Consider the following 13,130-nt stretch of genomic DNA (forward strand, 5'->3'; position numbering starts at 1 on the left):
GCCCCGAGTGCGGATCGGGTTTCCCCGTTCCAAGCAAAGGCAGCTTCCGGGTGCTCTGCGCCCGCGTCGCACGGCGTGTCTCCACAGCACGTCCGCGCCGCGCCGCATCGCCCCCTGACGCCGGACGGCCGACGCGCGCCGTCTTGATCTCGACTTCGGGTTCCCGCGGGAGCCCTCTCGAACCTTTGGTGGGGCTGATCATGACCGATCGCATCCGCGATTTCCTGCGCGTGCGCCGCGAGCTCGGCCGGGACGAGGGTCCCGTGATGGTGCTCGACCTCGACGTCGTGCGCGACAACTACACCGCCTTCGCCCGCGCCCTGCCGGACACGCGCGTCTTCTACGCCGTCAAGGCGAACCCGGCCCCCGAGGTGCTGCGGGCGCTCGCCGAGATGGGCTCCTGCTTCGACACCGCCTCGGTGGTCGAGATCCAGATGGCGCTTTCCGCCGGTGCCACCGCCGACCGCGTGTCGTTCGGCAACACCATCAAGAAGGAGCGCTGCATCGCCCGGGCGCTTCAGCTCGGCGTGCGGCTCTTCGCCGTCGACTGCCAGGCCGAGATCGACAAGATCGCCCGCGCCGCCGACGCGGTCAAGGTCGCCCGCGAGGACGTGCAGGTGTTCTGCCGCATCCTGTGCGACGGCGCCGGGGCCGAGTGGCCGCTCTCGCGCAAGTTCGGCTGCGTGCCGGAGATGGCGGTGGACGTGCTCGAGCACGGCACCCGGGCGGGCCTCAACGCCTACGGCGTGTCGTTCCATGTCGGCTCGCAGCAGGGCAACACGGAAGCCTGGGACGGGGCGCTCGCCTCGGCCGCGGCGATCTTCCGCGAATGCGCCCATCGCAGCATCCATCTCTCGATGGTCAACCTCGGCGGCGGCTTCCCGACCAAGTACCTCAAGGCGGTGCCGGGCGTGGAATCCTACGGCGACGCGATCTTCCGGGCGCTGACCAAGCATTTCGGCAACCAGCTGCCGGAGACGATCATCGAGCCGGGCCGCGGCATGGTCGGCAATGCCGGCGTGATCGAGGCCGAGGTGGTGCTGGTCTCGCAGAAGTCCGACGCGGCCGACGAGGTGCGCTGGGTCTATCTCGACATCGGCAAGTTCGGCGGCCTCGCCGAGACGATGGACGAGTCGATCCGCTACCGCATCGTCACCGAGCACGACGAGGACCGCACGATCCCCTGCGTGCTCGCCGGCCCGACCTGCGACTCGGCCGACGTGCTCTACGAGAAGACCCCGTACCCGCTGCCGATCTCGCTGGCGATCGGCGACAAGGTGCTGATCGAGGGCGCGGGCGCCTACACCACCACCTATGCGGCGGTGGCGTTCAACGGCTTCCCGCCGCTCCAGTCCTACGTGATCTGAGGGTTCGGCGCCGCGAGGCGCCGGTCCTTCGGAACGAAGCGCCGGGTCGGCCGTTCTCACGGGCCCCGGCGCTTTCGCGCCTTTTCCAGCCACCGAACAAGTCCCGGACGGCCCGCCGCGTGCGGCAGGTGCGAGGGCTGTCCTTTGCCCGCTTTCTGTGAGTATCGGGAGGGTACGGCCGTGATCCAGATCCGCGACGAGCGCGCCACCGATGTCGCCGCCCGCGAGCACCTGCTCGATGCCTGCTTCGGCGAGGCCCGCTTCACCAAGACCTGCGAGCGCCTGCGCGAAGGCCGCCTTCCGGCCGACGGCCTTGCCCTCGTCGTCGAGATGGACGGCCGTCTGGTCGCCACCGTGCGGCTGTGGCACGTCGATGCCGGCGGTATCCCCGCCCTGATGCTCGGCCCGATCGCCGTCGATCCGGCCCTGCACGGGCTCGGCCTCGGCAACAGGCTGATGCGCGAGGCGCTGGCCCGCGCGGCCTCGCTCGGCCACCGGGCGGTGATCCTGGTCGGGGACGCGCCCTACTACGCCCGCTTCGGCTTCACCCACGAGCGGGTCGGGACCTTGAGCCTGCCGGGGCCCTACGCGCCGGAGCGGTTCCTCGCCCTCGACCTCGCGCCGGGGGCGCTCGACGGCGCGACCGGCATGGTTCGGGCGACCGGGCGGATGGAGCAGAGCGCGCTGCCGGCGGAGACGTACCGCGTCGCCGCCTGACCGGCGCCAATCGAGGCCGGGGCTGCCCGGCCTTGCGGCAAGCTGGGGGGAGGGCTGTCGCATCGCAGGTGGATAGTCTTCCCATCGACGAGACCCACCTCTCGGAGCCTGCCCAAGTGATCCGACCCAACTGACATCCTCAACGTCATCCCGGGGCCGCGAAAGCGGAACCCGGGATCCGTAACCGCTGACGATGCCGGACAAGACGGGAACGCTATCCGCTTCTTCCGAATCTTCGGCGGCTATGGATCCCGGGTCCTCGTCTTCGACGAACCCTGGGATCAGGTTGAGAGCGATCGGATAAGAGTGCGGCAATCTCTCAGTGCCGGTTCGGGTGGATTTATCTTCCGAAAAAGCGAGAAGGACTGCGGACTCTCCCAACCACCCACCTTATCCTGAGGTGTTAGTCGATCGAAGATCGACTGACCTCGAAGGAGGACTCCAGCTGCCGCGGCGATCCCCGGAGCCCTGCTTCGAGGCCCCCTTCTGTCGCACATCAGGATGAGGTAAGTGGATGAGATAACCGCACGATTCCCAAGTATATGTTTCCCAAGTATATGTTGGAAAAATTTTCAAACGAACTCTCAGAAAGTTCGCTTGCCTTCCTCGACACTGTTGTCACCCTCCTCGTCATTCCGGGGCCGCGTAGCGGAGCCCGGAATCCAGACACTCAGGTGATCCAGAAGAAAGCGGAACGATCTCCGCTCGATCCTGACCCATCCGAGGTTCTGGATTCCGGGCTCCGCTTTCGCGGCCCCGGAATGACCCGGTGGATTTGAGATTGCGAGAGATCGAGCAACCTGATCTCACACGGGGAGGGGGAAATCCCTCCACCTCGTCGTCGTCCATCATCGGGCAGCCCCGGCCCCCGGCTCACGCCGACCGGCGCAGCGAATAGGTCGGTATCGGCACCTCGGCCGGAACCCGGTCCTGGGCCACGATCACCTCCGGCACGCCGGCGGCCTCGGCGGTGTCGAACAGGCCGACGAGGCGCGGGTCGTCGGCTTCGGCGTTCGAGGCGATCACCACCGCGTCCATCCAGGCCGAGACCGCGCTCACCAGCGGCCGGGTCTCGGCGGAGAAGCCGTCGCCGAGGCAGGCGATCACCCAATCATAGGCCTCGCCGAGGGCGTCGAAGGTGAGCCCGAGGGCGTCGCGTCCGGCGACAAGAGCCTCGGCCCCGCCGCGGCCGCGCTCGATCAGGTTCAGGCGCGGGCCCTCGTCGGGCTGGATCACGGTGGTGAAGTCGGCGCGGCCGGCGACGAGGTCGGCGAGGCCCGGGCGGTCCTCCCGCGGGCTGTCGAGGCGCACCAGGAGGGCGCGGCCGTGCAGGGCGGCGGCGCGGCCGAGGCTGCGGGCGAGCCCGTCGAGGTCGGTCTCGTCGCCGGCGCCGATGAGGAGCACCCGCCGGCCGCCCCCCGCCGTCTCGATCGCGTCGAGCCGCGCCACCAGGATGTCGAGGTCGTAGCGGGCCTCGAAGGGCAGCAGGGCGGGCGGAACGGGAGCGGCCGGGAGCGGCGCCGGAGCCGGTGCGACGACCGGGACCGTTGCGGCAATCGGAGCCGGATCGGCAGGCAGAACCGTCGCGGCGAGGGCCGGCTCTGCGGCCGGGAGCGGCGCGGCCGGTGTCGCGGCGATGGGGGCGGCGTGCGCCGTCGCGAGGGGCGCCGGCTCGACGGGCGGCGTGAAAGCCGGGGACGCCGCCGGCACGGCAGCCGCGACCGGATCGACGCTCGGGCGCAGATCGGCTTCGAGGCCGGTTGCGGGCGTCGCGGACACGTCCGGCTCCGCCATGCGGGCGGCGGAGGCCGCCGCGGGCATGACCGGAGCGGGCATGACAGGGGCAGGGAAAGGCGCCGCCGCGACGGGGGCCTCCGGCACCGGTTCGGTCTCCGGCCGGCGCACGGGTGGACGGCCGCGGCCGCGGCCCGGCGGATCGCCGGAGAGCAGCGCCTTGGCGACGATGGCGCCGATGGCGAACAGGAAGGCGATCACCGTGGCGAACAGGACGATCGGCAGTTTCTTGGGGAAGGACGGCAGGTCGGGCACCACCGCGCGGGAGACCACGCGGGCATCGGCCGGCGCGGCGCTCGCCGCGTCGCGGGCCGCCGCCTCGCGGAAGCGGCCGAGATAGGATTCGAGCTGTTCGCGCTGGGCCTTCGCCTCGCGCTCGAGCGCGCGCAATTCGACCTCGTCGCCATTCGCCTTGGCGACGATGCCGCGCTGGGCATCCACCGCCGCCTGCAGGCTCTCGACCCGGCTGCCGGCGATGCGGGCATCGTTCTCGAGGGTGCGCACCGCCCGGTCGGCGGCGGCGCGGATCTGGGTCTCCAGGCCCTCGAGCTGGGCGCGCAGCTCCTTCATCCGCGGATGCTGGGGCAGCAGGGTCCGGGCCTCCAGCGCCAGCTGCGCCTTGAGGCCGATGCGCTGCTCGACCAGGCGACGGATCAGCTCGTTGTTGGCGACGTCGGGGATCTCGAAGCCGCGACCGTCCTTCAGCATCTCGCGGATCAGCTTGGCCTTGGCGCCGGAATCGGCCTGGGCGGCGCGGGCCTGGGTCAGCTGGGTCGAGAGTTCGGCGAGCTGCTGGGCGGCGAGCGGCTGGTTGGCGGTGCCGCCGCTGCCGATCAGCCCGTTGCGGGCCCGGAACGCCTCGACCTTGCCCTCGGCCTCCGCGACGCGGCTGCGCAGGTTCTCGATATTCGTGCCGAGCCAGGTCGAGGCGTAGCGGGCGGTGTCGACCTTCACGGCGGCGAGCGAGGACAGGTACAGGTCCGAGATGGTGTTGGCGGCCTTCGCGGCCAGTTCCGGATCCTTTGAGCGGAACTCGATCGTCAGGATGCGCGACTTGCCGGCGGGGTAGACCAGCAACCGCTCGAAGTATTTTTCCAGCACCCGGTCGACCGGCTCGCGGTCGAGGGGATTCTGGGCGAGGCCGAGCATCACCAGCATCTGCTGCAGGCCGCCGACGCCCTTGACCATCGGGTCGAATTCGGGATTGCCGACGAGGCCGAGGCTCTTGATCGCCTCGCGGGCGATGTCGCGCGACATCACCACCTGGACCTGGCTCGCCACCGCCTGCTCGTCGATCGGCAGGGGCATCTCGCCCCGGTCCTGCTGCAGCCGCGTCAGCGCGCTGTCGCGGCTCTCGAGCAGGAGCTTGGCCTCCGCGGTGTAGCGCGGCGTCACCACCTGGACGAAGGCGACCGAGAGGCCGAAGGCCGCGACGGTCGGCAGCAGGATGACGAGCCAGCGCCGCCGCAGCAGGCGGCCGACATCGCTGAGGGTCAGGCCGTCCTCGGGGTCGCGTTCCCGGTCGGGGCTGGCGACCGTCCTCGCGCTTCTCGGCTCCTCGGAGCCGGAGTCTTTGGGACCCTTGCGGGCCCGGCCGGCGAGGCGGTCGGGCAGCCGGGCCTGCGACCGCTCGGCGAAGGGGAAGACGCGGGGCATTGCGGACCGTCGATGAGGAGGCGGGGATTGGCCCGGACCGGGCCTTGCCGTCAGCAGACGCGATTAAGGTTGCCGCGCGGTTAAGACCGGATTCCTCTTGCGCCGTCCCGATCGCGGTCCGGGTGAGACTTCATTAACCACGACACCCTAGGCCTGGGGACAACATCTCCGACACGACTTGGACTGGCCGGAAGCGATGAACCGACGCGCCCTTCTCACAGGCTTGGCGACCACGCTCGCGCTCGGCGGCTGCCTGCGGCCCGAGTACCGCACCGCGCTCCTCGACGAGACCGGCACCGGCGGGATCGGCGCGTCGTACTCGCTCGCCTCCGGCGACCGGCTGCGGGTGATCGTGTTCGGCCAGGACAACCTCTCGAACATCTACGCGGTGGACGGGGCCGGGCGCATCGCCATGCCGCTGATCGGCCCGATCAAGGTCGCCGGCGGCTCGACCGCCCAGGCCGCCCGCGCCATCGAGGCGCGCCTGCGCGACGGCTTCGTGCGCGAGCCCCACGTCACGGTCGAGGTCGAGGTCTACCGGCCGTTCTTCATCCTGGGCGAGGTCACCACCTCGGGCCAGTATCCCTTCGTGAGCGGCATGACGGTCGAGACCGCGGTGGCGATCGCGGCGGGCTTCGGCCCCCGCGCCGCCCGCGACTACGCCGTGCTCACCCGCGAGGGACCGACCGGCCTCGTCTCCGGCATCGTCCCGATGACCTATCCGGTCCGCCCCGGCGACACGATCGTGGTCAAGGAGCGGTGGTTCTGACCGCATTGCGCAAACCCTTCGACTTGCGCTGACCGTCGATTAACCACGCCCTCATCCATCGCTCTCCGGACTGGACTTCCCTCCCGCCGCTTAACCGCCCGGCCACGGCCTTGGGGCGAGATACCGGCAGCCGCCCGCCGCGGCGCCGTCATCCGCTCAGAGGATTCAAGCCCGTGGCCGCCACCCCCCTCCGCCTCGCCGCCGATCCCCCGCCGCCGGAGCCCGTGTCCGCCCCGCGCGAGCGGATCCTGCACGTCTTCCGCGCCCCGGTCGGCGGCCTGTTCCGTCACGTCCTCGACGTCGCACGGCTGCAAGCCGAGGCCGGCCACGCCGTCGGCCTGTTCTGCGATGCGAGCACCGGAGGCGCCCGGGCGGAGGCGGTCCTCGCCGAGCTGGCGCCGCATCTCGCGCTGGGCATCACCCGGCTGCCGATGCGCCGCAACCCGCATCCGAGCGACCTCGCCGCCCTGGCGGCGCTCTCCCGCCTAGTGACCCGGCTCGCGCCCACCGTCCTGCACGGTCACGGCTCCAAGGGCGGCCTGTTCGCCCGCCTGGCGCCGGCCGGCGGCAGCGCGCGTCCGGTGCGGGCCTACACGCCGCATGGCGGCAGCTTCAACTACCGCCCGGGCTCGCCGCTCCACCGCCTCTACATGCTGGCGGAAGGTATGCTCACCCGGCGCACCGACGTGTTCCTGTTCGAGAGCGACTACATCGCCGGGCGCTACCGGGCCTATGTCGGCCCGACCGACCGGCTGGTGCGGGTGGTGCACAACGGCATCTCGCCGGCCGAGTTCGCCCCGATCGTCTTGGGTCCGGCCCCGCTCGACCTCGTCTATATCGGCGAATTGCGCGAGGCGAAGGGCGTGCCGGTGCTGTTCGAGGCGCTGGCGCGCCTGCGCCGGGAGCTGGGGCGGCGCCTGACCCTGCTGGTGGTCGGCTCGGGGCCCGACGAGGTCGCTTTGCGCAACCGCGTCGCCGCGCTGGGCCTCGCCGAGGACGTGCTGTTCGAGCCGCCGCAGCCGATCCGGGCCGCGTTGAGCCGCGCCACCGTGATGGTGGTGCCCTCGCTGGCCGAGTCGCTGCCCTACGTGATCCTGGAGGCGGCGGCCGCCGCCCAGCCCCTCGTCTCGACCGATGTCGGCGGTATCCCGGAGATCTTCGGGCCCGCCGCGCCCGCTCTGGTGCCGCCGGGCGATGCCGCCGCCCTCAGCACGGCGATCCTGCGCAAGGTCGACCAGGATCCGGAGCAGCGCGCCGGCGAGGCGGCGGCGCTCAGCGCCTTCGTCCGCTGCCGCTTCTCGATGAGCCGGATGGCGGAGGACGGGCTCGCCGGCTACGCCGCCGCGCGGGGCTGACCCGCCGTCCCGGTCCCGCCGATTTTCCACAAACCCGTCATGGTCCTTTTAAGCCTTCGCTCAGGGCTTGGCGGCAGGATACCGATCCTAACCCCCGGTCGATGCGGGACTTTCTCCGCCTCGACCGAGACCGGAACCGTGCCATGAGTGCGTTCGACGTCCGCGACATCCTCAAGACCGTGGCGGCCGACCAGGCCGGGCCCCTGGGCCGCCTGGGCCAAGAGCGCGAGGCCGTGCGCGAGGCCGTGCGCGAGGCCGTGCGCGAGGCCGTGCCCCCCGCCGAGACGGTGGCGCCGGTGCGGCCGAACCCCGTCCTCTCGCCGGTGGTCTTCACCGGCTGCGTACGGGCCCTCGAATTCGTCCTGGTGGCTTTGGCCGGCCTCTGCGCCCAGCGCGGGCTGCTCGCCGGCGTGGTGCCGCTCAACCTCGGCTATGGGGCGGCGATCCTCGGGCTTGCCGCCCTCAACGTGCTGGTGCTGCAGGCGCTCGGCGCCTACGGCATCCGGGCGTTCCGGGCCTTCTTCAGCGTCGGCGCCCGGGTCGTGCTCGGCTGGTCGCTGGTGATGCTGCTCGCCGCGACCGCCCTGTTCCTCGCCAAGCTCGGCGACAACTACTCGCGGCTGTGGCTGGTGAGCGTCTATGGCGGCGGCCTGGCGCTGCTGCTCGTCGAGCGCCTCGCTCTCGCCCTGGCGGTGAGCGCGCAGATGCGCCGCGGCCGCTTCGACCGGCGCGTGGCCATCGTGGGCGGGGGCGAGCCGGCCGAGGCGCTGATCCGGGCGATCGAGGCGCAGGGCGATTCCGGCCTCAAGGTGGTCGGCCTGTTCGACGACCGCAACGACGGCCGCTCGGCCGACGTGGTGGCCGGCTACCCGAAGCTCGGCACCGTCAGCGACCTCGTCACCTTCGCCCGCCGCACCAAGGTCGACCTGATCGTCTTCACCCTGCCGATCTCGGCCGAGGCGCGCATCCTGCAGATGCTCGCCAAGCTCTGGGTGCTGCCGGTCGATATCCGCCTGTCGGCCCACGCCTCGAAGCTGCGGTTGCGGCCGCGCAGCTACTCCTATCTCGGCTCGGTGCCGGTGCTCGACGTGTTCGACCGGCCGATCGCCGACTGGGACGTGGTGGTGAAGGGCGTGTTCGACCGCGTGGTCGGCGCCGTGCTGCTGCTGCTGCTCTCGCCGGTGATGCTGGCGGTGGGGCTCGCGGTCAAGCTCACCTCGCCGGGCCCGGTCTTTTTCCGGCAGAAGCGCCACGGCTTCAACAACGAGGTCATCGACGTCTACAAGTTCCGATCGATGTACACCGACCAGTGCGACTATACCGCCGCCAAGGTCGTCACCAAGGGCGACCCGCGGGTGACCCCGGTCGGCCGTTTCATCCGCAAGAGCTCGCTCGACGAGCTGCCGCAGCTCCTCAACGTGGTGAAGGGCGACCTGTCGCTGGTCGGGCCGCGCCCGCACGCCCTGCAGGCCAAGGCCGCCAACACCCTCTACGACCAGGTCGTCGACGGCTACTTCGCCCGCCACAAGGTCAAGCCCGGCATCACCGGCTGGGCCCAGATCAACGGCTGGCGCGGCGAGACCGACACCAGCGAGAAGATCCAGCGCCGCGTCGAGCACGACCTGTATTACATCGAGAACTGGTCGGTGTTCTTCGACCTGCAGATCCTGGCGATGACCCCGCTGGCCCTGTTCAAGACCGAGAACGCGTATTGAGGTGGGTGGGGGGACGGGGGCGCATTCTCTAACCCCCCACAGGACTTCGCCTCGAACCTGTTTTTCGATCGAGGGTCTTTGACACCCTCCGCGTCATTCCGGGGCCGCGCGAGCGGAGCCCGGAATGACGCGGAGAATTTGATATTTTTGTAGAGATCAGCCAAACAAGACCGTGTATCGATCACTCCGCGGTCGCGTTCACGTTCAGGCGATCGAAGATCTTGCCCGGGCTCGGGGCGGTGCTGAAATCCATCAGGCCGAGCCCGCCCGGATCCTTGGCGGCGGCGCTGACCGAGAGGCGGCCGGGCTTGACCACGAAGCGCGATACCGCCTGGCCCAAAGCCTTGGCGGAGGGCGAGCCGCCGAGCACCGCCGGGATCCCCAGCATCGCCGCGGTGCCGTATTCGCGCTGCAGCTCCTCGGGCTTGAGGCTCTGGGCCTTGGCCTGCTGGTCGACGAAGCGCTGGAACAGGCCGCCATTCTCCAGGGTGAGGGCCAAGGTCTTGGCGCTGGCGCCGAGCAGGGCCAGGGAGGAGACCATCGGCTCGGGGTCGAACACCTCCTTGCCGATCCCGCCGATCGTGCCGGTGATCCGGGCGGTGCCCATGTCCTTGCCCGTGAGCGTCACATCGCGAAAGCTCACCTCGCGGGCGGCCTCGTCCCAGCGGGCGTCGAGGCTGCCGGAGAGGTCCAGCGCGGTATAGCCGAGGCCGGAGAGGTCGGCCAACACCGGTGCCGTGGTGCCGGGCGGAACCGCGCAGGTGAAGCCGTCGAAGGTGAAGTGCGAGGCGGTCGGCACGCCGTCATGCGGATCGCTCATCGCGAGGGCGGCGTTGCGGACGGCGAAGCGCAGCGGGCCCGAAGCGGCGAGCGGGTCCGTCGGCGCAGCGTCCGCCGGCAGATCGACGTCGAGTCCGTCGAGGGCGACGCGGCCGACGGAAGGGGCGTAGCGGCGCAATTCGGCCTGGTCGAGCGGGCCGGCGGCGGCGCGGCGCAGGCCCTCCAGCACCGGCTTGAGCGACAGGCCGGAGAAGGTCAGCTCCTTCAGGGCGACGCGGCCGGACGCGGCGTCCACCTTCAGACCCTCGGCCTTCATCCGGCCGGCGCCGTCCTCGGTGCCGTAGGTGAGGCGGGCAAGGCTCGCCTGGACCGGGTTCGGCTTCGGGCCGCCGCCCGGCGCCGCGAAGCTGATGCCGCTGAGCTCGAGCCCGCCGATGTCGATCCCGTCGAGCAGGTCGGCGGCGAGGCCCGACAGGCGGGACCGCTCCGGCCCCTCGGCCTTGCCCGCCCCTTGGCCCGCCCCCTCCGCCAGCGCCCGGACCGATTCGGCCCAGGGAATCGTGGTCGGACGGCCGATGAGGTCGCGGGCGTCGATGCGGGCGATGCGGAAGGCGGCCCCGTCGGGGCCGGTCATCGCGATGTCCTCGGCGGTGACGCCGCCATAGACCCGGATCGGCGCGGCACCGGGGCCGCCGGGCTCGGTGAACAGACGCGCAAGGCCCGGCAGGTCGACCTCGCGGGCGCTCAACCGGCCATAGGCGCCGGCGGCGTCGGGGCCCGGCCCCTCGACCGTCAGGGTGGCGCCGCCGGCCTCCAGCGTGCCGATCCGGCCGGCCGCGACGTCCTTGGCGACCACGTCGTGATAGACCGCAACCTGTACCCGCCCGCCGACCGGCTGCTCGACCCGCAGGACCGGGATCACGATCTCGCGGGCGGAGAGCTTTTCCAGCCGCGTGCGCCACGGCGCCGGGCCGGCCGGGTCGAGGATGGCCCGCGTCTCGTCCCGCGACAGGGCGGTACCGCGCAATTCGAGCTTCGGTGCCTTCAGGGTGACGGGGCCGAGCGGCAGAACCACCTCTTCGAGGGCGACCGAGGCGTCCTGTGCGAGCGCCGGAGCGCCTTGTGCCTGGGCGGGGCCCGCGAGCCACGGCAGCGTCGCCGGCAGGGCGGCGGCCAGCGTGGCGCAGGCGACGGCGCCGAGCGCGGCCCGGGCCACGCCCGTTGAAAGAGAGCGGGTCATGGCGGAACGTCCCGGAAGCTTGAAGACGAAATTACAGCGAGAACGAGGTGCCGCAGCCGCAGGAGGCGGTAGCCTGCGGGTTCTCGATCTTGAACGACTGGCCGATCAGGTCGTTGACGAAATCGATCGTCGCGCCCTCCATGTACGGCAGCGAGGTCGGGTCGACCAGCACCGTGGCGCCGTCGCGCTCCACCGCCAGGTCGTCGTCGGCGCGGTCCTTCGCGATGTCGAAGGCGTACTGGAACCCGGAGCAGCCGCCGCCATTCACGCTGATGCGCAGCATCGAGCCGGGGGGCTCGGCGCCCATGATCTCGTTGATGCGGCGGGCGGCGCGGGACGTCAGGGTGATCGGGGTCATCGACGGCTTCTCGGGTGGGGGTCCGGCGTGCGAAGGCAACATAAGAATGATGACCGTGCGCCGCAACAGCGGTGGATGGATGACTGATGAGGGCGGCAACGTGAGACGGACAGGCGAGCGCTGGCGGGCCCCCTACGGCAGCGACCCGTTCGCGTCGCGCGGGCGGCTGATCCCGGAGGCGGCCTCGCCGACCCGCACCGATTTCCAGCGCGACCGCGACCGGATCGTGCATTCGGCGGCCTTCCGGCGGCTCAAGCACAAGACGCAGGTGTTCGTCCATCACGAGGGCGACCATTACCGCACCCGCCTGACCCACACCTTGGAGGTGAGCCAGATCGCCCGCGCGCTCGCCCGGGCGCTCGGCCTCGACGAGGACCTGGCCGAGGCCCTGGCGCTGGCCCACGACCTCGGCCACACCCCCTTCGGCCATACCGGCGAGGATGCGCTGCATGCCTGCATGCGCGATCATGGCGGCTTCGACCACAACGCCCAGGCCCTGCGGCTGGTGACCCGGCTGGAGCGCCGCTACGCCACCTTCGACGGGCTGAACCTCACCTGGGAGACGCTGGAAGGGCTGGTCAAGCATAACGGCCCGCTCCTGGCCCGCGACGGGCGGCCGACGCCGCATTACGAGTCGAGCGGCATCCCGGTGGCGATCACCGAGTACAACGCCGTCAACGACCTGGAGCTGGCCACCTTCGCCGGGCCCGAGGCCCAGGTGGCGGCGCTCGCCGACGACATCGCCTACGACGCCCACGACCTCGACGACGGGTTGCGGGCCGACCTCTTCGGCCTCGACGACCTGGGGGAGGTGCCGTTCCTGGACGGTCTCCTCGGCGAGATCCGCAGCACCTATCCGGGCCTCGAGCGCTCGCGGGTGGTGCACGAACTCGCCCGCCGGGTCATCACCCGCTTCGTCGAGGACGTGATCGCGGAGGCCGAGCGGCGCCTGTCCGCGTTGCAGCCCGCGGACGCCGCCGCGATCCGCCATGCTGCGGCCCCGGTGGTCGCATTCTCGGCGGCGATGGCCGCGGCCGACCGGGACATCAAGACCTTCCTGTTCGCCCGGATGTACCGCCACCCCGGCGTGATGGCGGTGCGCCGCCGCGCCGCCTCGATCGTCGACGACCTGTTCGCCACCTTCCGGCGCGACCCGAGCCGGATGCCCGAGGAGTGGTGCGCCGGCCTCTCCGGCCCGGACGACCCCCGCACCCCGCGCCGCGTCGCCGACTACATCGCCGGCATGACCGACAATTACGCGGTGAGCCAGCACCGCCGGCTGTTTCCCGCGACGCCGGACCTGCACTGGGTGATCTGGCCGGGGCTGGAGGGGTGATCCGGAGATCGGGAAGAAATGGCTGTGCCATAAGGCGCTGCGG

At 71.2% G+C, this 13,130-nt stretch carries 9 protein-coding genes; 6 read left to right on the plus strand and 3 right to left on the minus strand.

What is annotated here, in order from left to right; genetic code table 11:
• The first annotated feature begins 200 nt into the window (after window positions 1-200).
• On the plus strand, window positions 201-1,367 hold the full coding sequence (locus HBB12_RS02915) for a type III PLP-dependent enzyme (RefSeq protein ID WP_236987984.1): 1,167 nt from the start codon (window positions 201-203) through the stop codon (window positions 1,365-1,367).
• Window positions 1,368-1,547: 180 nt separating this feature from the next.
• Window positions 1,548-2,084 carry a GNAT family N-acetyltransferase gene (locus HBB12_RS02920; protein ID WP_236987985.1) on the plus strand — a complete coding sequence of 179 codons (537 nt, stop codon included), beginning with the start codon at window positions 1,548-1,550 and terminating at the stop codon, window positions 2,082-2,084.
• An 873-nt stretch (window positions 2,085-2,957) separates the two neighbouring features.
• Here HBB12_RS02920 and HBB12_RS02925 read toward each other — a convergent pair.
• Window positions 2,958-5,534, minus strand: coding sequence for an exopolysaccharide transport family protein (locus tag HBB12_RS02925; protein WP_236987986.1), 2,577 nt, complete (start codon window positions 5,532-5,534; stop codon window positions 2,958-2,960).
• A gap of 196 nt (window positions 5,535-5,730) precedes the next feature.
• On the opposite strand from HBB12_RS02925, the gene HBB12_RS02930 reads away from it, so the two are divergent.
• From HBB12_RS02930 to HBB12_RS02940, 3 genes are all read left to right on the plus strand, one after another.
• The gene (locus HBB12_RS02930; RefSeq protein ID WP_236987987.1) at window positions 5,731-6,303 is read left to right on the plus strand and encodes a polysaccharide biosynthesis/export family protein; all 573 of its coding nucleotides are present in this window, start codon (window positions 5,731-5,733) and stop codon (window positions 6,301-6,303) included.
• Window positions 6,304-6,527: 224 nt separating this feature from the next.
• Window positions 6,528-7,658, plus strand: a complete 1,131-nt coding sequence (locus HBB12_RS02935; protein ID WP_236992642.1) for a glycosyltransferase family 4 protein — start codon at window positions 6,528-6,530, stop codon at window positions 7,656-7,658.
• Between the two features lie 143 nt (window positions 7,659-7,801).
• Window positions 7,802-9,373 (plus strand): undecaprenyl-phosphate glucose phosphotransferase, encoded by a 1,572-nt coding sequence (locus HBB12_RS02940; protein WP_236987988.1) that lies wholly within the window; start codon window positions 7,802-7,804, stop codon window positions 9,371-9,373.
• Window positions 9,374-9,554: 181 nt separating this feature from the next.
• Here the strand turns inward: HBB12_RS02940 and HBB12_RS02945 are convergent, their stop codons facing one another.
• Both HBB12_RS02945 and erpA read right to left on the minus strand, forming a co-directional pair.
• Complete coding sequence (locus HBB12_RS02945) at window positions 9,555-11,393, minus strand: aq_1923 C-terminal domain (protein ID WP_236987989.1); 1,839 nt, start codon at window positions 11,391-11,393, stop codon at window positions 9,555-9,557.
• Window positions 11,394-11,424: 31 nt separating this feature from the next.
• Window positions 11,425-11,751, minus strand: a complete 327-nt coding sequence (gene erpA / locus HBB12_RS02950; RefSeq protein ID WP_203158773.1) for an iron-sulfur cluster insertion protein ErpA — start codon at window positions 11,749-11,751, stop codon at window positions 11,425-11,427.
• Between the two features lie 79 nt (window positions 11,752-11,830).
• Between erpA and HBB12_RS02955 the strand changes: the two genes are divergently transcribed.
• Window positions 11,831-13,087 carry a deoxyguanosinetriphosphate triphosphohydrolase gene (locus HBB12_RS02955; RefSeq protein ID WP_236987990.1) on the plus strand — a complete coding sequence of 419 codons (1,257 nt, stop codon included), beginning with the start codon at window positions 11,831-11,833 and terminating at the stop codon, window positions 13,085-13,087.
• The last annotated feature ends 43 nt before the right edge of the window (window positions 13,088-13,130 follow it).

This window comes from Methylobacterium sp. SyP6R (assembly GCF_019216885.1).
Lineage (GTDB): Bacteria > Pseudomonadota > Alphaproteobacteria > Rhizobiales > Beijerinckiaceae > Methylobacterium.

Coding starts and splice junctions, on each gene's coding strand:
- HBB12_RS02915 (WP_236987984.1), top strand. CDS start 201: ATGACCGATCGCATCCGCGATTTCCTGCGCGTGCGCCGCGAGCTCGGC.
- HBB12_RS02925 (WP_236987986.1), bottom strand. CDS start 5,534: ATGCCCCGCGTCTTCCCCTTCGCCGAGCGGTCGCAGGCCCGGCTGCCC.
- HBB12_RS02930 (WP_236987987.1), top strand. CDS start 5,731: ATGAACCGACGCGCCCTTCTCACAGGCTTGGCGACCACGCTCGCGCTC.
- HBB12_RS02940 (WP_236987988.1), top strand. CDS start 7,802: ATGAGTGCGTTCGACGTCCGCGACATCCTCAAGACCGTGGCGGCCGAC.
- HBB12_RS02945 (WP_236987989.1), bottom strand. CDS start 11,393: ATGACCCGCTCTCTTTCAACGGGCGTGGCCCGGGCCGCGCTCGGCGCC.
- erpA (WP_203158773.1), bottom strand. CDS start 11,751: ATGACCCCGATCACCCTGACGTCCCGCGCCGCCCGCCGCATCAACGAG.
- HBB12_RS02955 (WP_236987990.1), top strand. CDS start 11,831: ATGACTGATGAGGGCGGCAACGTGAGACGGACAGGCGAGCGCTGGCGG.